Here is a 20,280-nt window from a genome sequence, read left to right as displayed (position 1 = left end):
TTGCGGCCGGGCGGTCGACGGGGGTCAAAACGCGGCCGGTTGCGAGTACGTTCCCCTGCCATGGACTCTTCCAGCGGCACACCGGCCGCCTCCCCCGGATCCCGGGAACGACCCCGACACCACAGCAGGTTGCGCTCCTTCGGCCGGCCCGGACGTGGCCTCCTGATCGTGGTGCTCGCGCTCCTGGCCGCCCTCGTCCCCTCGACCCTCCCCGGCACGGCCACCGCGGCACCCCTCACCGCCGCGGAGCAACGCTGGGGCAACGACCGGCTCGACCAGGTCACTTCGTTGACCACGCACAACTCGTTCACCAACTACGAGGACTCGCGCTGGTCCTCGGTCAACCAGTCCGAGTCGGTGCGCGGGCAGTTGGACCGGGGCGTACGCGGGCTGATGCTCGACACGCACTGGTACGAGCACAGCACCGGCCTGTGCATCATCAGTTTCGGCAGCGACTGCTACCCGAGCGACGTGTACCTGTGTCACGGGGACTGCAAGGCGTTCGCGGGGGTGACCTATGCGCTGCCCCGGCAGAGCCTCGCCGGGACGATGCAGACGGTGGTCGACTTCCTGAAGGCGAATCCGCTGGAGGTGGTCACCGTGTTCCTGGAGGACTACGTGGACACCGACCGGCTCCGTCGGTCCCTGGAGCGGGTGCGCGGGCTGCCCGATCTGCTGTTTCGGCCGGACACCGCCGGCGTGCGGAACAACGGCTGGCCCAGGGTGGCGGACATGGTCACCGCGGACAAGCGTCTGCTGCTGTTCTCCGACAAGCCCGGCAAGGAGGGTCTGGGTGTGATGTACGACCGGGATTGGACGGTGCAGAACTACTGGAGCCTGGGTGACCTGGGCAACGATCTGGCCTGCACCAGCCGATGGTCCGACATCCCGCTGAACCGGACCGAACCGGGCTTTCGCCGGTTGTTCGCGATGAGCCACTTCCGCAATGTGCCGACGATCGGGACCGCCGCCCTGGACAACGGGACCAAGCTGCGCAATCGCATCGCACAACAATGCGCAACGGCGGCGGGGCGGAATCCGAACTTCGTCGCGGTGGACTTCCATCGGCAATCCGACGGGAGCGGGCACAGCCCGGCATCGATCGTCGGCGAGTTGAACGGGGGCTGAGCGGCGGCAGGCGGCGGAAGCCGAGGGCCGGGCGAGGTCGCGTGGAGCGGGCCCGGGGCGCATGGCGGGCGCGGGGCGGGCCCGTGGCGCGGGGCAGGCAGGCGCGAACCCGGGTAGCACGGGGCGGGCCGGCGCGGGGGCAGGCGGGCGCGCGGGGCGGGCCCGGGCCGCGGCCGGCCCCGTTGTCGCCGGCGTGATCCCGCGTGATCCGGCGTGATCCGGCATGATCCGGCGGATTCCGACGCACGCCGGGGCGACCGGCGGCACGGCGCGTGTGCCGGTCGGTCCGCCGTCGGAACGCTCCGGCGGGACCCTCGGGGCGTTCCGATCCGGCACCCCGGTCGGACCGCCCCGCACGGGCGGTCCGACCATCGCATCCGACCGGGTGGTCCTCAGGCGCGATTGGCGGTGCGAGCGCCCGTCGCGCGCTTGGCGCCGGCCGTCTTGCGACCGGGCGTGCTGCGCGTGGTGGGCGTCTTCTTGGCGGTGGTCTTCTTGGCCGCCGTCGACTTCGCGGTCGTCTTCTTCGCGGTGGTCTTCTTGGCCGCCGTCGACTTCGCGGCGGTGGTCTTCTTGGCGGCGGTCGTCTTGGCGGCGGCCTTCTTCGCCGTGGTCTTGCGGGCCGGAGCAGCGGTCTTCGCCGCGGTGGTGGCCCGGGTGGTCGCCTTCTTGGCGGTGGTCTTCTTGGCCGTCGCCTTCTTCGCGGTCGTCTTCTTGGCCGCGGCCTTCTTGCCGGCGACGGTGGTACCACCGGTCACCGTGCCCGGCGAAGCCTTCTTGATCGCGGTCTCGCCACGGGTCAGCTTCTTGGTGCCGCCGGTGAGGTCCTTGAAGCCCTGGCCCGGGCGGAAGCGCGGCACCGAGGTCTTCTTCACCCGAACCCGTTCGCCCGTCTGGGGGTTACGGGCGTACCGGGCGGCGCGCTCGACCTTCTCGAACGAGCCGAAGCCGGTGACCGAGACGCGGTCCCCGGCGACGACCGAACGGATGATGGTGTCCAGGACCGCGTCGACCGCTTCCTCGGCCGCAGCCCGGCCGCCGAGCTTGTCGGCGATGGCTTCGACGAGTTGTGCCTTGTTCATGAGATGCCTTTCGTGGTGCGGGGGTACCGATCGTTTCGACCGGCCGGACCATCCGACCGATCGGGTCGAACGCCGTTGCGCCAGTACCCATTTCCATGACTGTAACTCTCCGTCACACGGGGGGCATTTCGAACCGCGGCAAAGACGCGCCCGAAACACCCCCTTGGATCAACGACGAGGGCCCACGCGGGGATCCGCGAAACGCTCGACAAATCCTCCTGTCCGGTCCCGATGTTGACCCACCGAGGGGCGGTTTCCCCTTGTGGCGCAAGGCCCGAGGCGCTCCGGGCCGGCTTTGCCCGTGGCCCGGCGGCGGCCTCCGCAGGTGCGGTAATCGGGAAATACTCGCCGACGCGAGCTTCCGCCGAACGGATTTCGCACATTCGGCGTGGCAACGTCCGTCCGTGGACGTGATCCGCGCCCCGAGCCGCCGGCAACTCATCGAAGCCGACCCGCAATCGATCGACCGCCCGACACTCCGTGCGGCTCCCGCCGGCGCATTGCGACCGGCCTCCGTCCGAAGGCGGAATCGACCCTCGATCTCCGACACCGAGGCGCCGCGCGCAGGGCCGTTGACGTGCACGAATGCCCAATAATGGGTGCTGGGGGCAACCAGGCGGGCGGTATGTCGGGGGCGCAGACGGCCCTGCACAACGGCCGCTCCAGATCTCCCGAACCGGGCCCGATCACAGCCCTGGCCGTGGCAATTTCGGCCGTCACCGGGCCGACCCGGGCTCGAAGTCGGCGAAATCGGGCCGTCCGGGGGCTCGTGCTCGCGAAATCTGCCCGCCGGAAGGGCCGATCCGAGGCCGGAACACGGGAAATCGCACCGGCGAAGCCGGATCCGGGCGACGCCGAGGGCGGATCAGGGCCGCCGAAAGCGGATTCCGCGGCCGCCGACGGCCGATGGGGAGGGCCCACGAGGGCTTCGACGGGCGGGTGGAGGGGCCGAATCGGGTCGATCCGCCCCGGATCCGCCCTTCGTCGCAGCGGATCCGCCCTTCGCCACACCGGATCCTCCGCGCGTGCCAGGGAAATCGCCGCCGATCCGGACGAGCCCTCGATTTCGCGGACAGACCGAGCGCGGGCCGCCCGGTCTGGGCACGGGCCGGGTCGGGTCGGGTCGGCGCACGTCGAGCGCGTCGAGGCGTTCCAGGCCGATTTCGGCCGCGCACAACCCGCCGAAAGCGGAATCCGCAACGCCCCGAAGCACATCCGCAGCACCCGACGCCGGACTCGACGGCGGACGTGGGCGTGTGACACCGGCACCCGGCGGATCCGGGATCCGCAGTGGTCAGCGGTGATTCGCGGTGGTTCGCAGGGAGACGGGCTCACCGGCGCAATTCGGCTCCCCATCCGGTGCGCCGGCGCGGTCGAGGACGGAAACCCGCGCCGGGACAAGGCGCGTACGGCCTCTGGGTACGGATTCCGTGGCCGGATAGGACGCATCGAGCAGGCCCGGTCCGATTCCGCGGCCCAGCCGGGCGGATCGGGGCTCGGAAGCCGCCCCGCCGACCGTCCTCCTCGGACTGTTGCGCCGGTCCGGTAGCGCAGCGTGAGCTCTTGTCGATGCCGAACGGGGTCATCGGCAGGCTCGGACGGAATCGACGGCGGCGACAACGTGCGGACCGGATCGACGAGCGGTTCGTGATCACCCGAATGGTCGTGTCCGGGCCGATCGGCCGGCCCAGGGCCGCACCGGCGGTCACGGACGCGCGGAGGCCGATCGGGCAAGGCGAATCCGGTGCCGTGACGGGCCGGGTCACGGGCGGCGTCGGTCGGTCGGCCGCCCGGCCGAGCGGGCGCGGGCGGCCGGGCGGCCCTGCGCCGCGCCCGGCGCGAGTTCGACCGGCGTGTCCGCCCGGCTCGTCGGACGGAACGCGCGGCCGGGAACGTGCCGGGCCGAGCCGGCGAGACGCGTGCGCCGACCCGGTACGCCCCCTCCGAGCGACGGCCGACCGGACCGGATGAACTCGTCGGCGTGGCGTGCCGATTCGCTCGATCGGCACCGAGCAGACAATCCACGGGTCGGAACCCGCCCTGCGCCGACCGGATCAACATCGCGTCGAAGCCCACGTGTTCGACCGCCGCGGTGATCTGCGCGACATGGCCGAGCCCGGGTGGGCGATCATGCCCAAGCACGCCGGCGGTTGCACTGGCGGCGGAGCGTGACGGAGCCGGTCGTCGGGCGGCATGGCCGTCGGTTCCGGGTGTCCTGCCGGCCCGGACCGGCCGAATCCACCCGGCGATCGGCCGCGTTGGCCCGATCGACCCCGGCCGGCCGGGGCGGCTATGCCTGTTCCGGCTGTTGTCCCGGCCAGTCCAGCTTCAGCCGTTGCAGCTTCGGCAGTTGAGCGACGACCAGGTCGTAGGAGTCCTCGATCAGGTCCCGCACCATCGTCTCCGGCAGCGAGCCGTCCAGGGTCACGGTGTTCCAGTGCCGCTTGCTCAGGTGGTAGCCGGGAGCGATCGCCGGGTGTTCGGCGCGCAGCCGGATCGCGAGTTCCGGGTCGCACTTCAGGCTCACCCGCAACGGCGGCGGGTCGGTCAGCGTCGAGAACGCGAAGATCTTCCCGCCCACCTTGAACGTCGACAGGTCCGGATTCCGCCCGAACGGAAACTCCTCCACGGCTCCGTTGAACTCCAGACACATGGCCCGAAGCCGCTCGGCCGCCATCCCCGCCAACCCCTGCGCATCGACCATCACGCCAGTATGCCCACACCACAACGGCCCACCCGAACTGGGCGGTACTCCCGGCACACAACAACCAGGCGCCGACCCGCCCCGGACCCCGGCATCGAAACACCCCACCCGGCCCCGGCCCCGACAGCCCCCGTCCCACCCCCTCTCGGCGGCCCGACGCCCGAGTCGCAGGCCCTAGAGTGCGGTCGCGACGGACCTGCCAAGGTCCACCCACCGACGAGGAGGACCATGACGAACCCGCTGATCGCCGCCGTGGGCGGGCACGAGCCGCAGATCGACCCCGCCGCCTTCGTCGCCGCGAACGCGACGGTCGTCGGCGCCGTCACCCTCGCCGCCGGCGCGAGCATCTGGTACGGCGCGGTGCTGCGCGGCGACGCCGAATCGATCGCGGTGGGCCCGGACACCAACATCCAGGACAACTGCACCGTGCACAGCGACCCGGACTTCCCGACCGTGATCGGCGCGCGTGTGTCCGTCGGCCACAACGCGGTGCTGCACGGCTGCACGATCGAGGACGACGTCCTGGTCGGCATGAACTCCACGGTCCTCAACGGCGCCCACATCGGTGCGGGCGCCCTGATCGCCGCCGGTGCCGTGGTGCCCCAGGGCATGCGCGTACCGCCCGGCGTCCTGGTCGCCGGCGTACCGGGCCGGATCAAGCGCGAACTCGGCGAGGACGAGCGCGCCGTCATCAAGGCCAACGGCGCCGGCTACCAATTCCTGGCTCGGGCCCACGACGAGATCACCTTCGACTGATCTCGGGGCGGCTCGATCCGACCGCCGGCGTCGAGCCGGCAGAGCGGTATCGAAACCCGAGGACCCAGGACCGCGGACCGCGGACCGAGAACCACCGCATCCAACCCCAACGCCGGCCGGTGCGCAAGGGTGCTCCGGCCGGCGGCACTCGGCCCGTCGATGGAAATCGGGGTCCCGGGCAGCCGTCCCCGTCGTCGCCTCCGGCCGGGCACTGTGCCGGCCGGCACCTCGTGCCTCGGGGCCGCGGCCGAGCAGCCTCCCCGGCCGCGCGCCGGCCCCGTCGGGCCATCCGTCGGGGCCGTCGAGCGTGCCCCGCATCGGCTTGAATTCGCCCTCCCACCAGGCAATTTCAGAGCCATACGTGAGCGTATGGCTGCGGAGAGTGTCTGGATGAATGCCACCAACAGCCGCAAAGGGGACTTCTGTCGATCCATAACCGGAACCGGGCCTTCGACTTGACGCCGGTACGACAACCCCATGATCGTGTTCCGGCCGCCGGTGTTCCGCGAAGGACTCTCGACGGAGCCGGCCGGACAACCCTCATGCGGAAGGGCTACCGATGGGCCGATTTTGGAATCTCAAGACGCAGAAATCATCCGACAGAATCTCGCGGTCATCGCCCCCCAGGCCGCGGATGTCACGTCCCACTTCTACGCACTCCTGTTCCTGCGCCGTCCCGACCTGCGCGACCTGTTCCCCCCGGCGATGGACGTCCAGCGCGACCGTCTGCTGAACGCGCTGATCCGCATCGTCGGCGACCTGGACAACGCGCCGGCACTGACCGGATTCCTCGGCCAACTCGGCCGAGACCATCGCAAGTTCGATGTCATCGCCGAGCACTACGACCTGGTCGGCGAATGCCTGGTCGCCGCTCTCGCCCGATTCAGCGGCGACACCTGGAACGACGCGGTACAGGACGCCTGGGCACGCGCGTACGGCGCCGCCGCGGGTATCATGATCGGCGCGGCCGAAGAGGACGCCCTGACCAACCCCCCACACTGGACCGCGGAAATCGTCTCGCACGAGAAGCCCGCCGACGACATCGCCGTGGTCACGGTGCGCCCGGACATCCCGTTCCCCTACCGGGCGGGCCAATACACCTTCCTGGAAACCCCGTGGTGGCCGCGCGTATGGCGGGCGTACTCGATCGCCAACGCGCCCGACCCGAACGGCCTGCTCACCTTCCACGTGCGTTCGGTGCCCGCGGGCTGGGTCAGCAACGCCCTGGTCCACAAGGCCAAACCGGGCGATCGCGTCAAACTGGGCGCCGCCATGGGCGAGATGGTCGTGGACCACATGGCGCCCAATCCGGTGTTGTGCGTGGCGGGCGGTACCGGACTGGCGCCGCTGAAGGCGATGGTCGAGGAACTGGCCTACTACGGCACCGATCGATTCGTCGACCTGTTCTACGGCGCGAGCGCGCACAGCGGGCTGTACGGCCTGGAGGATCTGCTGCGGCTGTCCCAGCGGGTGTCCTGGTTGCGCGTGCGACCGGCACTGGACGACCTGACCCTGGCCGGGATCAGCGGAGGGGTCTCGGACGTGGTCCGGGAGTACGGGCCGCGCTACGACTGCGACGCTTACCTGAGCGGACCACCCGCGATGGTGCTGGACAGCGCCCGGGTGCTGCGCCGACTCGGCCTGAGCAAGCGACAGATCCACCACGATCCGGTCGTCGGCGCGTATTCCGCCGACGACGCGGCCCAACCGTCCGCCCCGGTGCCCGCGGATGCGCCGAGCTGACCCGCGAGCCGCTGCCGGCTCGTACCCCCACCAGACCCGAAACAGGCTCCCGCGACCCCGGTCGCAGCGCCGAGCCGGTTCCCAGGAGAGCGTTGACCGAGCACAGCATCACCCGGATCCGCGGCGACCAGCCGTCGTGTCCCGTGCCACACCACCCACAAATCCCCGCCCAGCAGCCCCCGTCCGCCCTGCCCGATGTCACTCCCGAGGGCGCCGTGGACCCCGCCCGGGCCCTCGCGTTCCTCGATCGATTCCATCAAGAGACCAGGTCGCCGGAGGATCGGGACACTCGCCGGCGTGAGATCGTCGAGCAGATCCGCGAGACCGGCACCTACATCCACACCTCGGCCGAACTCGTCTGGGGCGCCCGGGCAGCCTGGCGCAACTCGGCCCGCTGCATCGGCCGGTTGTACTGGAACAGCCTGGTCGTCCGGGACCGCCGGCATGTGAGCCGCCCCGAGGAAGTGGCCGCCCAGTGCGCCGGACACCTGCGCGAGACCTGGCGCGGCGGCCGGATCCGGCCGACGATCACCGTATTCGCGCCCGACGCCCCCACCGGGCCGAGGGTACGGATCTGGAACGAGCAGTTGATCCGCTACGCCGGCTACCGCCGGGCCGACGGCGCGCTCGTGGGCGACGGCCGCAACCTGGGCATCACCGAACTCGCGGGCGAACTCGGCTGGCGCGGCGCGGGCACCGACTTCGACCCGTTGCCGCTGATCATCGAGGGCGCGGACGGCCGACTCCGCGCGTACGCACTGCCGCCGGACGCGATCCGCGAAATCGCGCTCACCCACCCCGAACACCCCGGCTTCGCCACCCTGGGCCTGCGCTGGCACGCGATCCCGGCGATCTCCAACATGCGCCTGGAGATCGGCGGCGTCTCCTACAGCGCGGCGCCGTTCAACGGCTGGTACATGGGCACCGAGATCGGCGCCCGCAACCTGGTCGACGCGGACCGCTACGACATGCTCCCGGCGATCGCCGCCCTGTTCGGCATGGACACCTCCAGCGAACGCACCCTGTGGCGGGACCGGGCCTTGATCGAACTCAACCGCGCCGTACTGCACTCGTTCGACGCGGCCGGTGCGACCATCACCGACCACCACACCGAATCCGACCGCTTCCTCCGGCACGTCGAACGCGAGGCGGAGGCGGGCCGCACGTGTCCGGCGGACTGGAGCTGGATCGTGCCACCGGTCTCCGGCGGCCTGACCCCGGTCTACCACCGCTACTACGACGACCACGACGAAAGTACGGAGAGCCCGGCCTACCTGCTCGACGAGGCCGCCGGCCGGCGCTCGGCGGGCCGGCGCCCCTGAACGCGCCCGGCAACCGGGCGAACGAGCCCGGACGTGCCCACCGGCCTCCCGGGTCTGCCGGCCGGCGCCTCGTGGAAGCGGTCGGTGGCGCGCCATCGGCCGGGCGCGGTGCCGCGTTGGCGCGACACCCGCCGGCGTCCCGGCACCGACCTGGTCATCGACGTGACCCGGCCGGTGCCCGCGCACCCACACGGACCAGCGCCGCGCGACGGTTCGAAGCCCGCACTCGGCGTGGGCCCGGCCGCCGTACCGGCCCCGGCCCGGGCCCGCGTCGCGGCGGTTGCGGTGCAACGCCGTCGCCACGGCGGTTGCGGTGCACTCGAACCGGCCCGGACCCGGTCGGCCCGCAGGCACGGCGACACGGACCACGAACGCCTCCCCCGCCGCCGGCACGGGGTGTTTCGCCGCCGGCGGGGCGGGAAATCTCGGGGGCCGCAGTCGCGACAAGGCTCCGGTCGGCGCGTCCTTCACGACACGTCGTGGCATCAGGTGAAGGAATGGATCGATGGCTACAGGCAAGGTGAAGTGGTTCAACGCGGACAAGGGCTTCGGCTTCATCGAGCAGGACGACGGCGGCCCGGACGTGTTCGTGCACTTCTCGGCCATCCAGAGCGCGGGCTTCCGGCAGCTGGAGGAGAACGACCAGGTCGAGTTCGATGTCGTCCAGGGCCCCAAGGGCCCGCAGGCGGAGAACGTCTCCGTCCGCAAGGACTGACGCGTAGCAACCCGACCGCCGCATGACGACCGGGGCACCGCCGGGACCGACGTCCCGGCGGTGCCCCGGTGCATGTCCCGGGCGGCCGCGCGGCGGCGGGGCCGCGGGCCGGTCGCGGGCCGGGCGGCGCGCTGTCCGATCAGCCCGGCAGGCCCGCCCGTCGGGCCTGCTCGCGGCGGCATCGGCCGCGGACGATGGCCAGGCCGACGAAGCCGGCGACGGCGAGGACGGCGGTGATCGCGGCGGCGAGCAGCCACAGGTCGACCGTGCCCTGGTGGTCGTTCCACGCGGACGGCGGGACCGCCGAGCCGTCGCCGTATGTGGTCGTGTCGTGCAGCGACTTGCCCGCTCGCACGCCGGCCCACACCACGCCGGCGACCACCGCGCACGACACGGCCAGGACGGCCGAGCCGGCGGGCGCCACGTACCACGCACCGTGCGGACGCACCGGCGCCGGCGGCGGGACGTGCCACGGCCGGGTCGGGAGGGGCGAGGTCGCCCGGGGCACCGGCGGGTACGACCGGATGTTGATCACGGTCACCATCCTGGGCCCTCCCGGATCGGGCGTCCTGAGTACCCCTACTCGGATTCGCCGCGGCTTCCGGTCCGGACGATAGGTTCTCCTGCGCACGTGTGTGCGATCACTCGGGGAAGGTCTCATCGGCATGTCGCAAGCAATGTCGCGGTCCCGCGGCGCGCAGGTCGCGCTCGGCTCGTGCCGGGGGTGGAGTCCGTGCTGAGTACGGCCGAGCCCCCGGTGAACGCGGGTGTGTTGTGGGTGGCCACCGCGCTCACCGCGCTGTTGCTCACCCTCGGACTGGCCTGGGGTGCACGTCGGTTGCTCGGGTTGCCGGTGGGCACGCGGCGCACGCTCGCCGCGGGGTTGCTCGGACTCGTGGTGTCCTGGGCGCTCGGCGGGAGCATCCAGCGGCACAATCCCGGCGTCTTCATGACCGTCACGCTCGGTGTGGCACTGCTCGCCGCGATGACCTTCATCGTGGTGATCGAGGCACTCGTGCCGAGCGGATCGTGGCCGGGCACGGTCGAGTTCGCCCGCGGGCTGCGCCGGCGCCTGGCCCGCGGGCGCCGCTATTCGCAGATCAGCCGGATCGCCGCCCGACACGGACTCGGGCCGTATCTGCGCGGCCGTCGGGCCGATCGCACGAGTCGGCGGGCCGGTCTGGCCCGGTCGTTGCAGGAGGCGCTCCAGGACGGCGGGGTGACGTTCGTCAAGCTCGGGCAGGTCCTGTCCACCCGCCGCGACCTGCTGCCGGTCGAGTTCGTGGACGCGCTGGCGCTGCTCCAGCATCGGGTCGCACCCGCACCGTGGGCGGAGGTGGAACGGGTCCTCACCGCCGAGTTGGGCGCACCGGTGACCGAGGTGTTCGCCGAATTCGACCCGGAGCCGCTCGCGGCCGCATCCATCGCGCAGGTCCATCGGGCCCGGCTGCGCTCCGGCGGCGAGGTGGTGGTCAAGGTGCAACGTCCGGGGATCGGCCCGATCGTCGAGCGGGACCTGGACATCCTGGCGCGGCTCGCGGCGAGTCTGGACCGGCGCACCACGTGGGGGCACGCACTGGGTCTGGTCGAGCTCGCCGACGGCTTCGCGGTGGCGCTGCGCGAGGAGCTGGACTTCCGGATCGAGGCGCGCAATACCAGCGCGGTGACCGCCGCCGGGGTCGGGCGGCGGCATGCGAGCCTGGTCCTGCCGCGCCTGCATCCCGAGCTGAGCACCGCACGGGTGCTGGTGCTCGACTGGCTGGACGGCATACCGCTGGGCACCGCCGCGGCGACCCTGGACGAACGCGGGGTCGATCGGAGCGAGTTGGCGCGCATCCTGCTGGGCGAGCTGCTGCGGCAGATCATGTTCGACGGGATCTTCCACGCCGACCCGCACCCGGGCAACATCATGCTGCTCGGCGACGGTCGGTTGGCCCTGCTCGACTTCGGCTCGGTGGGCCGGATCGACGCGCAGTTGCGGTCCGGACTCCAGGAGTTGCTGCTCGCGCTCGGGCAGGCCGATCCGGCCGCGATGTCGGACGCGCTGCTCCAGGTGGTGACCCGGCCGGCGGAACTGGACGAACAGCGGCTTCAGCGTGCGCTCGGCCAGTTCATGGCCCGCCATCTCAGTGCGGGACTGGCGCCGGATCTGGCCATGTTCACCGACCTGTTCCGGCTGGTGTCCGCGTTCGAGCTGACGGTCGCGCCGGAGATCGCGGCCGTCTTCCGGGCGCTCGCCACGGTCGAGGGCACGCTCACCGGCATCGAGCCGGGCTTCGACATCTTCGCCGAGGCGCGCGGCTATGCGACCAAGCACGTCACGGAAACGTTGGAGCCGACCGGTCTGCGGGACGCGGCCACCAGCGAACTCCTGCACCTCCTACCGGTGTTGCGTCGACTGCCGCGTCGCTTCGAACGGGTGACCGGGGCGCTGGAGGAGGGCCGACTCGGGGTCAACGTGCGACTCCTGGCCGACGAACGCGACCGCCGCGTGCTCACGTCCATGCTGAACCGCACGCTGCTGACGGTGCTCGGCGCGACCGCCGGGATCATGGCCGTGCTGCTGCTCGACACCGAGGGCGGGCCGCAGGTGAGCGACAGCGTGGGGCTGTATCAGGTGATCGGCTACAACCTGCTGGTGGTCAGTTGCGTCCTGGTTCTGCGGGTGTTGTTCACCATCTTCCGAGCGGAACGCGCCGACGCCCGGACATGAGGCGGGGCGGAAAACGCCGACGCCCGGACCCGAGGCCGGGCCGAACGCGCCGACGCCCGGACCCGAAGCCGGGCGGCCCGGCGGGGCGCCGACGTACCGCCGTCGTCGGCACCGAGGTGATTCGGCACCATAGTCGTTCGGTACCACCATCACTCCCAGGGGGAACTCGATGAAGCGTTGGCCTGCCGCCCTCGTCCTCGCCTTCGGCATCACCATCGGCGCCGGCGGCGCCCAGACCGCGGTCGCCGCCGGTCCGCACAACCCGGCGTGCGCGGCCGACGCGTCGCCCGGACACACCCGCCGGCACCTGCCGGAGGCGGAGATCTTCGTCACGAACAACACCGCGGTGATCAGCGATCCCGACGACCCGCGACTGAACACCCGGCTGAACGGCTTCGCCTGCGAAGTGCGCGCGATCATCCGCGCACACGGCGCCGATCCGGAGAAGTCCTCGCTGCTGGACGGCGTGTTCTGGTCCGGCGAGCTACAGAACACCACCTATGAACGCTCGCGCGAATTCGACGTCGACGACATCGACGCCGCCGGGCTCAACCACGTCGCGGACGTGCTGCGCAAGCGCTTCGCCCAGGAGTCGGTGCTGACCTTCGAATACCTGCGCAGCGACTCGCCGCGGGCGGATGCGATCGAGGTCGAGGTGCCGGGCGTGGACGTACAGCGCCTGCACGACGGTCTGGTCGCCGATGCCGAGGCGCGCGAACATCTGTTCGGTGGCTCGGTCACCGTGCGCGGCGGCAAGCTGATACTGGTCGCCGACCGTGCGGACGCGGCCCTGGTCCAGCGCTTCGTCGGCACGCTGGGCGGCGACTGGTCCAAGGCCACGGTCCACTACGGGGACCGGGAGTTCGTCGGCTAGAGCACGGCGCGGCGGTCGGCCCGGCGGGGCGTTCCACCCGATCGGCACCGCCGTGCCGACGGCGCACGGGGCGGGCGGGTTGGCGCTTCCCGGCCGGCGGCGCGATCCGCCCACGCCCCACGCATTTGCCCAGGTCATGGCCCGTCCGATGGTTCGGAAGGCGGGTGAAACCTGTTTGGCGGACCCGCCGGTTCGCGGTAATGATTCGCTTATGTCGCGCACGTTCGAAGATCTGTTGGCCGAGGCCGAGTCGGCCTCCGTGGACGGCTGGGACTTCTCCTGGCTGGCCGGGCGGGCCACCGAAGCACGCCCCTCGTGGGGCTATCAGCGCCTGATGGGTGAGCGGCTGGCCGGTGTGTCGGCCGCGCTGGACATCCAGACCGGCGGCGGCGAAGTACTGGCGGGCGCGCCGAAGCTGCCGGCCACGATGGTCGCCACCGAGTCGTGGCCGCCGAACGTGGCCAAGGCGACCCGACTGCTGCACCCGCTCGGCGCGGTCGTGGTCGCGGATCCGGACGAGCCGCCGCTGCCGTTCGCCGACGCCGCGTTCGACCTGGTCACCAGCCGGCATCCGGCGACGGTGTGGTGGGCCGAGATCGCCCGCGTACTCCGCCCCGGCGGCACGTACTTCGCGCAACACGTGGGTCCGGCGTCGGTGTTCGAGCTGGTCGAGTACTTCCTCGGGCCGCAACCCGAGGCGCGCGAGGGCCGCCGGCCCGACATCGAGAGCGCCGACGCGCGGGCGGCGGGGCTGGAGATCGTGGATCTGCGCCTGGAACGGTTGCGGATGGAATTCTTCGACATCGGTGCGGTCGTCTACTTCCTGCGCAAGGTGATCTGGATGGTGCCCGGCTTCACCGTGGCGGCCTACCGGGACCGGCTCCGCGAGCTGCACGAACTCATCCAACGGGAGGGCCCGTTCGTCGCACACTCGACCCGATTCTTGATCGAGGCGCGGAAGGCCGGCTGAGCGGGCGAGCGGGCCGGGCGGGTCCGGATCCGTGCGTCGGGCCGGGCGTGGGCGGGTCCGGGCGGGTGACAGGGCGTGCCCAGGAGGTGGTCTCGCCGTTGAGGATGGCATGACGCACACTCGACGCATTCTCGCCACCGTCCTGCTGACCGCGGGGGCCGCGGCGCTGGCCGTACCCGTCGCCCACGCCGGCCCCGGCCAGGACATCACACTCACTACGTCGGACGGGACGGCTCCGGTCGCCGGCGGCGCAGGCACCGCCGCCGGCACGGGCACCGACACCGGCGCCGAGGCCGCCGACACTCTCAACACCGCGGTGACCTCGCTGATGGGCGGCCTCACGAGCTGACGCCGCGCGGGGGCTCCGGGGGTGGGTGCCGGGGCGGATCGGCGTCGGCTGCCCGACCAGGGACAGCGATGCGCAGACGCAGCCGGAGGCCCGATCTTGTGTCACCGAGTGTCGTTCGCAGTGGACTTCTTCGCGTACCCGCTCGGATCGGTCAACGGCGCACCCGATAGCGCAGGTGAAGCACCCGGTTGCCCTGAATCACCACGTCGGGATCCTCCAACAGGTGCTGCGCGTGGACCGACCCGAAGTAGCGCTTGCCGGACCCGAACACGACGGGTACGACGTCCATGCGCACCTCGTCGATCAGGCCCGCGGCAAGCACCCGGCCACCGACGTCGCCGGCGGCGACCTCGACCATGCGGTCACCCGCAAGCTCCTGCGCCTTGGCCACGGCTGCCTCGACGCCGTCGACGAAGTGAAACGGCGCCTCGGGGTCCCAGCCCTCGGGCTCCGGCCGGTGCGTCACGACGACCACGTGGTCGATCCCGCCCGGAGGCTTCCCGTCCCAGCCGTCCGTCATGTCGAAGACGTGACGGCCGACGACCGTCGTCCCGATCCGGTCCCAGTACGGCCGGATGTAGTCGTAGGACGTCTGCGACACCCTCAACTCGCCGCTCTCGTCCAACGGGACGTCACCGCCGGACAACCAGTCGAACAGCGGTCCGGGCTGGTCGTTCTCGTCCGCGATGAAGCCGTCCACCGACACCGAGCCGTACATGACCACCTTGCCCACGGGGCTCTCCTCTGCCTTGGGGTGCCCCAAATTAGCGTGCCGTGAGCTGTCGCTCTCGGAAGAAATCAATCGGCCGGCATCGAGCCGGCGCCGAGGTTTCGCTGCTGCGCGAAAAAGTGGAGGGACTGGGCGGCCGGGTTCAGCCTGAGCCGCATGTCGACGATCGAGTTGCCCCGCCAGTTCGTGCGGACCCGGCGTTTCACCGCCGGTGTCCCCACGGCCTTCACCGTGTCCCCGGACGGCACCTCGGTGTTGTTCCTGCGCAGTCGATCCGGTGACGACCCGGTCGGTTGTCTGTGGCACCTGGACCTGGACTCGGCGACGGAGCGGCTGCTCGTGGATCCGACCGCGCTGCGCGGGCCGGCCGGAGCGTCCGGGATCACCGGCTACGCCGTCGACGACGCGGCCAGCATCGCCGCGTTCGCGCTGCCGGGCAGCCTGTGGGTGGTCGAGGTCGCTTCCGGCCGGACCCGACGGCTGCCCGTCCAGGGCCCGGTGCTCGACCCCCGGCCGGACCCGACCGGCCGGCGGATCGGCTACCTCGCCGACGGCGCGTTGCGCGTGATCGACGTCGCCGGGTCGAACGACCGGGCGCTCGCCGAACCCGACGGCGCCCATGTGCGGTTCGGTGTCGCCGAGTACGCGGCGACCGCGTCGATCGGCCGATCGCGCGGCTACTGGTGGGCCCCGGACGGCGCCCGGCTGCTGGTGGCCCGGGTGGACGAGAACGAAGTGCCGATCCGGCACGTGTCGGACCCGACCCGTCCGGCCTCGCCGCCGCGAACGGTGCGCTATCCCGTGGCCGGCGGCGCCAACGCCCGGGTCACCCTGCGGGTCGTCACGCTCGCCGGAGATCACACGCAAGTGGACTGGGACGACCGGGAGTTCGAGTACCTCACCGCTGCCGACTGGGATTCCCACGGCCCGTTCGCGGCGGTGCAGAGCCGCGACCAGCGCACCGTCCGCACCCTGGCCGTGGATCCGACGACCGGCCGCACCCGGCCGCTCGCCGAGCAGCACGACCCGCACTGGGTACACCTGTTGCCCGGTACGCCGGTACGTACCGGATCCGGCGCACTCGTCGCGCACAGCGACGCGGACGGCACCCGACGGCTCACCCTGGACGGCGTCCCGATCACCCCGCCGGGGCTGCACGTCCGCGAGGTGTTCGGGGTGGACGGCGACGACGTGCTGTTCGGCGCCTCCGCCGAACCGACCGAGGCACAACTCTGGACCTGGCGACCGGGCACCGAGCCGCGCCGCCTGGACACCGAACCCGGCGTACACAGCGCCGTCCGCCGCGCCGGGACCCTGATCCACACCGCGCGCACCCCCGACCGACCCGGGGCCCGTACCGCGGCCCTGCGCCCGGGTGCGCCCGCCGTCCCCGTGCACTCGTCGGCACACGACCCGGTCCTGCGGTTGTACGCCACCCGGTTCACCACGACCGAGCGCAACCTGCACAGCCAGTTGCTGCTGCCCTCGTGGTACCGCCGGGGTGCGCCGCCGCTGCCAGTGCTGGTCGATCCGTACGGGGGCCCGGCCCTCCAGCGGGTCACCGCCCAGCAGGGCCCGATGGCCTTCGTGTCGCAGTGGTTCGCCGAGCAGGGTTTCGCGGTGCTGATCACCGACGGCCGCGGCACCCCCGGCCGCGGTCCCGCGTGGGAGCGCGAGGTGGCCGGCGACATCCTCGGACCGGTACTCGCCGACCAGGTGGCCGCGTTGACCGAAGTCATGCGCACCCGAACGGAGTTGGATGCGACCAAAGTCGCCGTCCGAGGTTGGTCGTTCGGCGCGACGCTGGCACTGACCGCGGTGTTGCGCCGCCCCGACGTGTTCCACGCGGCGATCGCCGGGGCCGGCGTCAGCGACCAGCGGCTGTACGACACGCACTGGCGTGAACGATTCCTCGGCCGACCCGACGAATATCCCGAACGCTACGCCGCCTGCTCGCCGTTGTCTGAGGCGGCGCAGCTGAGCCGACCGTTGTTGCTGATGCACGGCCTGGCCGACGACAACGTGTTCCCGGCGAACACCCTGCGACTGTCCGCCGAACTGCTCGCCGCCGGACGGCCGCACGAGGTGCTGTTGCTGCCGGACACCGGACACGCGCCCTCGGACGAAAACCTGTTCGAGAAGCTACTGCTGCATCAACTCGACTTTCTGCGACGGCACTTGGGCATCCCGGCGGGCTGAGCGGGGGCGGGGCGGGGACCGGCGGTCGGCGGTCGGTGGTCGGTGGTCGGTGGTCGGCCCCGCTTCGTCGGTTCGGTCAGCGGAGCACAGGGGCGATCGATGCGGGGGCCGGGCTGCCGGGTTTTGCGGACTTGCCGCCTCCCGGCGTGGTCGGCCGCCGGGTGCCGGTCGGGGTCGAGGTGGACTTCGAGGTCGAGGTCGACGAAGCGCTTCCGGACGGGCCGGTGACCGCGGCGGTGCCGGTGGACCCGCTGGGTGTCGCCTTCTTGCCTCGCTCGGGCAGCGGCGGCGGGGTCGCGGTGGGCGCGTCCCGGTCCCCCGTACTCCCCGGTGGCCGGGCGACGGCGAGGTCGGGGCGGATCGGGTCGGTGATCACGAACGTCTTCACCGGCTGTTTGGCCTTCTTGACCGCCGTGGGCTTGGATCCCGTCCGCTTCCAGTCGGCGTCGCCGGTGTCGAGGCGTACGTGCCCGGCGTCCTTCTCCGGCTCGGCCAGCGGGTTTCCGCAGTTGCACTTGACCACCGGTTGGCCGCGTTCGTCGATCAGCACGGCGGTACCGGCCTGGAGAATCGCATCGAAGGCCACCAGCGTGCCGTTCTTGAGCGTGTGGTTGCGCACGAGGGTGTCGGTCCGTAGTACGACCGGCGTCAGCCGTGCCACGAACGTGCGGATGGCCGGTGTGCCGACGATCTTGAGTACCTTCATCCACCGGGTGGCGGGCACCACGTTGGCGGCCAGGCCGAGGAATTCGATCAGCCGCTCCTTGTCGCAGATCCGCGCCTTGTTGGAGCCGCCGAAGAGCCCGGGGGTATCGCCGGACAGGTTGGTGGCGGACACCTTGGGACGCAAACCGAGGGCATCCAGTCCGAAGTTGACCGAGAAGAACGGGTCCGCGCCCAGGTCGCCCGCCACGATCCCGAGCACCTTCGGCACCTTCGAATCCTCACAACCGGACGCGGCACCGAGCAGCAGCGCACACGCGGTACACACCGCGATGAGCGCCGCGCACCACGGACGCCGCCGCCGAACGGCCCTCCTCCGCGCAGGCGTCGGCCAAACCTCCATCGGACCCCCCGAGCCAACAGAGCGGAACCTCTCCCCGATCCCGCCTCCCTCGCTCCATGATGAGCCAAAACCCGCCCACAGTCAGCCAAACCATCACGTTTCCCATCCCCCTCCTCCCGGACGGCGCCCCCACCCCGCCCCGCCCCGAAGCAGAACACCCGCGGTTTGCGGGCATGCGAGGTCGGGTCGGGGTGGGGGCCGGGCGGGCGGCGCCTGCGGAGGGAGCGGGCCGGGAGGGCTGCGGTCGGGTAGGGCGGCGACCGTGCCGGTAGTGCTCCGAGCGGGTGCGGGCGGGCCGGCGGGGCAGGATCCGCTTGTCGGTGGCCTGCCAGCGCTCCGAGCGGGTGCGGGCGGGCCCGACGGGCCGGGTGCGTACGGATGACGGCGTCACGCGGGGGCGAGCCGGGACCGTGCCGGTGGCGGACCGGGGAGGGCAACGGCCCTGCCGGTAGCGGTCCGACGGGAGCCCTACGGGTGGCGGCGTCCGGGGGGTACCGGATCGAGCGAGGCAGCGGCATCGCGCCGGCAGCGGACCGGGTAGGCAACGGCCGTACCGGTAGCGGTCCGAGCGGGGGGCGGGTTTCCGAACCGGCCGGGGGGGGCGTACGGGCGGCGGGGTCAGGCAAGTAGCGAGTCGGGGCCGTGCCGGAGGCCGTCCGAGCGGCGGCAAGCGAGCCGGACGGGCCCGGGCATACCGGGTGGCGGGTCCGGAGGGTACCGAGTCGAGCGCGGCAGCGCATCGCCCCGGCAGCGGACCGGCACGCAACGGCCGTACCGGTAGCGACCCGCGCGGGCGGCGGGCGGACCGGACGGACGGACGGGCCGAGGACGTACGGGTGACGGGGGGCAGGCGGTGAGCGAGCCGGGGCCGTAGAGGTAGCGGGTCTGGCGGGAGTCCTACGGGTGGCAGGGTCCTACGGGTGGCGGGGTCCGGCGGGTACCGGTTCCAGCCGGGCGGCGGGGCCGGGTCGGAAGTGGGTCGGGCGGGCCGCGCGGGGAGCAGCTCTGCCGGGCCGGAGTCGGCCTGGTGGACGGGGCGCGAAAACGGGCCTCGCACGAGCCGACGCAAGGGCGCTCACCCGGACACGGTCGCGGTCGGGGCAGGGCGCCCACCCCGGGAGGGCGCGCCCGGAGCACGTCGGAGAGGTCTGGTTGGGCGGCTGGGTGGGTGGTCAGGGCCGGGTGAGGGTGGTGATGGCCTGCGGGATGGGGGTAGTGCCGTCGATCAGGTCCAGGCTGCGGCCGGCCGTGGCGGGTTCGTCCAGGAGTGCCACCAGGACCGCGGCGACGTCGTCGCGGGAAACGGCGCCTCGGTCGCTGTGTTCGGCGAGGGTGACCAGACCCGTGCCGGGGTCGTCGGTGAGTCGGCCGGGGCGCAGGATCGTCCAGTCCAGTTCGGCCCGGGCCCGTACATCCGCGTCCGCCGCGCCCTTGGCCCGGAGATAGGCCGCGAACACCTCTTCGGTACCGGCGGGCGGTTCATGGTCGACGCCCATCGCCGAGACCACCAGGAAGCGCCGCACGCCGGCCGACTCGGCCGCGTCCGCGCACAGTGTGGCGGCGGCTCGATCCACGGTGTCCTTGCGGACGATGCCACTGCCCGGACCCGCGCCGGCCGCGAACACCACGGCATCGGCGCCCACCAGGTACTCGGCCAATTCCTCTGCGGGGGCCGCTTCGAGGTCGCACACGACCGGTTCGACTCCCACCGCGCCCAGATCGTCGGCCTGTGCGGCGCGGCGGATCAGTCCCACCGCCTCGTCGCCGCGTCCGGCCAGCAACTTCCCCAGCCGGAGCCCGATCTGCCCGTGCCCACCCGCGATGACAATGCGCATGAGCTCGATGCTAACGCGCCCCGCGAACCCGCCCCCGGCAGGAAACCGCCCCACCGCCACAGCCGACCCGCACCCGAGGGCCGGCCACCGCACC

At 72.0% G+C, this 20,280-nt stretch carries 16 protein-coding genes; 10 read left to right on the top strand and 6 right to left on the bottom strand.

Features of this window, described 5'->3' with window-relative positions; genetic code table 11:
- Positions 1-60 precede the first annotated feature (60 nt).
- A complete protein-coding gene (locus ACZOOI_RS39130) occupies positions 61-1,128 on the top strand; it encodes a PI-PLC domain-containing protein (RefSeq protein ID WP_465281569.1) in 1,068 nt (355 codons plus the stop codon).
- A 392-nt stretch (positions 1,129-1,520) separates the two neighbouring features.
- On the opposite strand, the gene ACZOOI_RS39125 is transcribed toward ACZOOI_RS39130, so the two are convergent.
- Both ACZOOI_RS39125 and ACZOOI_RS39120 read right to left on the bottom strand, forming a co-directional pair.
- Positions 1,521-2,210, bottom strand: coding sequence for an HU family DNA-binding protein (locus ACZOOI_RS39125; protein ID WP_465281568.1), 690 nt, complete (start codon positions 2,208-2,210; stop codon positions 1,521-1,523).
- A gap of 2,290 nt (positions 2,211-4,500) precedes the next feature.
- The gene (locus tag ACZOOI_RS39120) at positions 4,501-4,887 is read right to left on the bottom strand and encodes an MmcQ/YjbR family DNA-binding protein (protein WP_465284139.1); all 387 of its coding nucleotides are present in this window, start codon (positions 4,885-4,887) and stop codon (positions 4,501-4,503) included.
- A gap of 255 nt (positions 4,888-5,142) precedes the next feature.
- Between ACZOOI_RS39120 and ACZOOI_RS39115 the strand changes: the two genes are divergently transcribed.
- The 4 genes from ACZOOI_RS39115 to ACZOOI_RS39100 all read left to right on the top strand — a co-directional run bounded on the left by ACZOOI_RS39115 (position 5,143) and on the right by ACZOOI_RS39100 (position 9,450).
- Complete coding sequence (locus ACZOOI_RS39115; protein ID WP_465281567.1) at positions 5,143-5,670, top strand: gamma carbonic anhydrase family protein; 528 nt, start codon at positions 5,143-5,145, stop codon at positions 5,668-5,670.
- A gap of 570 nt (positions 5,671-6,240) precedes the next feature.
- Positions 6,241-7,413: a globin domain-containing protein gene (locus ACZOOI_RS39110; protein WP_465281566.1), complete on the top strand. Its 1,173-nt coding sequence runs from the start codon at positions 6,241-6,243 to the stop codon at positions 7,411-7,413.
- Between the two features lie 215 nt (positions 7,414-7,628).
- Positions 7,629-8,735 carry a nitric oxide synthase oxygenase gene (locus tag ACZOOI_RS39105; RefSeq protein ID WP_391585877.1) on the top strand — a complete coding sequence of 369 codons (1,107 nt, stop codon included), beginning with the start codon at positions 7,629-7,631 and terminating at the stop codon, positions 8,733-8,735.
- 505 nt (positions 8,736-9,240) lie between these two features.
- On the top strand, positions 9,241-9,450 hold the full coding sequence (locus tag ACZOOI_RS39100) for a cold-shock protein (protein ID WP_465281565.1): 210 nt from the start codon (positions 9,241-9,243) through the stop codon (positions 9,448-9,450).
- Positions 9,451-9,589: 139 nt separating this feature from the next.
- On the opposite strand, the gene ACZOOI_RS39095 is transcribed toward ACZOOI_RS39100, so the two are convergent.
- Positions 9,590-9,985 carry a hypothetical protein gene (locus ACZOOI_RS39095; protein WP_465281564.1) on the bottom strand — a complete coding sequence of 132 codons (396 nt, stop codon included), beginning with the start codon at positions 9,983-9,985 and terminating at the stop codon, positions 9,590-9,592.
- A gap of 198 nt (positions 9,986-10,183) precedes the next feature.
- On the opposite strand from ACZOOI_RS39095, the gene ACZOOI_RS39090 reads away from it, so the two are divergent.
- From ACZOOI_RS39090 to ACZOOI_RS39075, 4 genes are all read left to right on the top strand, one after another.
- Positions 10,184-12,163 (top strand): ABC1 kinase family protein, encoded by a 1,980-nt coding sequence (locus tag ACZOOI_RS39090; RefSeq protein WP_465281563.1) that lies wholly within the window; start codon positions 10,184-10,186, stop codon positions 12,161-12,163.
- Positions 12,164-12,332: 169 nt separating this feature from the next.
- Positions 12,333-13,037 (top strand): hypothetical protein, encoded by a 705-nt coding sequence (locus ACZOOI_RS39085; protein WP_465281562.1) that lies wholly within the window; start codon positions 12,333-12,335, stop codon positions 13,035-13,037.
- A gap of 211 nt (positions 13,038-13,248) precedes the next feature.
- The gene (locus ACZOOI_RS39080) at positions 13,249-14,007 is read left to right on the top strand and encodes a class I SAM-dependent methyltransferase (protein ID WP_465281561.1); all 759 of its coding nucleotides are present in this window, start codon (positions 13,249-13,251) and stop codon (positions 14,005-14,007) included.
- 109 nt (positions 14,008-14,116) lie between these two features.
- Complete coding sequence (locus ACZOOI_RS39075) at positions 14,117-14,356, top strand: hypothetical protein (RefSeq protein WP_465281560.1); 240 nt, start codon at positions 14,117-14,119, stop codon at positions 14,354-14,356.
- A 151-nt stretch (positions 14,357-14,507) separates the two neighbouring features.
- Here ACZOOI_RS39075 and ACZOOI_RS39070 read toward each other — a convergent pair whose 3' ends face one another.
- A complete protein-coding gene (locus ACZOOI_RS39070) occupies positions 14,508-15,089 on the bottom strand; it encodes a dihydrofolate reductase family protein (protein WP_465281559.1) in 582 nt (193 codons plus the stop codon).
- Between the two features lie 153 nt (positions 15,090-15,242).
- Between ACZOOI_RS39070 and ACZOOI_RS39065 the strand changes: the two genes are divergently transcribed.
- On the top strand, positions 15,243-17,285 hold the full coding sequence (locus ACZOOI_RS39065) for a S9 family peptidase (protein WP_465281558.1): 2,043 nt from the start codon (positions 15,243-15,245) through the stop codon (positions 17,283-17,285).
- A gap of 76 nt (positions 17,286-17,361) precedes the next feature.
- On the opposite strand, the gene ACZOOI_RS39060 is transcribed toward ACZOOI_RS39065, so the two are convergent.
- The gene (locus ACZOOI_RS39060; protein ID WP_465281557.1) at positions 17,362-18,219 is read right to left on the bottom strand and encodes a DUF6777 domain-containing protein; all 858 of its coding nucleotides are present in this window, start codon (positions 18,217-18,219) and stop codon (positions 17,362-17,364) included.
- A 1,304-nt stretch (positions 18,220-19,523) separates the two neighbouring features.
- Complete coding sequence (locus tag ACZOOI_RS39055; protein ID WP_465281556.1) at positions 19,524-20,186, bottom strand: NAD(P)H-binding protein; 663 nt, start codon at positions 20,184-20,186, stop codon at positions 19,524-19,526.
- Between the last annotated feature and the right edge of the window lie 94 nt (positions 20,187-20,280).

This window comes from Embleya sp. L77, assembly GCF_055557415.1.
This window is presented reverse-complemented; position numbering and strand designations above follow the sequence as displayed.

What these genes read in the sequence shown, in the direction of transcription:
- ACZOOI_RS39130 (WP_465281569.1), top strand. Translation starts at nt 61, where the DNA reads ATGGACTCTTCCAGCGGCACACCGGCCGCCTCCCCCGGATCCCGGGAA.
- ACZOOI_RS39125 (WP_465281568.1), bottom strand. Translation starts at nt 2,210, where the DNA reads ATGAACAAGGCACAACTCGTCGAAGCCATCGCCGACAAGCTCGGCGGC.
- ACZOOI_RS39120 (WP_465284139.1), bottom strand. Translation starts at nt 4,887, where the DNA reads ATGGCGGCCGAGCGGCTTCGGGCCATGTGTCTGGAGTTCAACGGAGCC.
- ACZOOI_RS39115 (WP_465281567.1), top strand. Translation starts at nt 5,143, where the DNA reads ATGACGAACCCGCTGATCGCCGCCGTGGGCGGGCACGAGCCGCAGATC.
- ACZOOI_RS39100 (WP_465281565.1), top strand. Translation starts at nt 9,241, where the DNA reads ATGGCTACAGGCAAGGTGAAGTGGTTCAACGCGGACAAGGGCTTCGGC.
- ACZOOI_RS39085 (WP_465281562.1), top strand. Translation starts at nt 12,333, where the DNA reads ATGAAGCGTTGGCCTGCCGCCCTCGTCCTCGCCTTCGGCATCACCATC.
- ACZOOI_RS39080 (WP_465281561.1), top strand. Translation starts at nt 13,249, where the DNA reads ATGTCGCGCACGTTCGAAGATCTGTTGGCCGAGGCCGAGTCGGCCTCC.
- ACZOOI_RS39075 (WP_465281560.1), top strand. Translation starts at nt 14,117, where the DNA reads ATGACGCACACTCGACGCATTCTCGCCACCGTCCTGCTGACCGCGGGG.
- ACZOOI_RS39065 (WP_465281558.1), top strand. Translation starts at nt 15,243, where the DNA reads ATGTCGACGATCGAGTTGCCCCGCCAGTTCGTGCGGACCCGGCGTTTC.
- ACZOOI_RS39055 (WP_465281556.1), bottom strand. Translation starts at nt 20,186, where the DNA reads ATGCGCATTGTCATCGCGGGTGGGCACGGGCAGATCGGGCTCCGGCTG.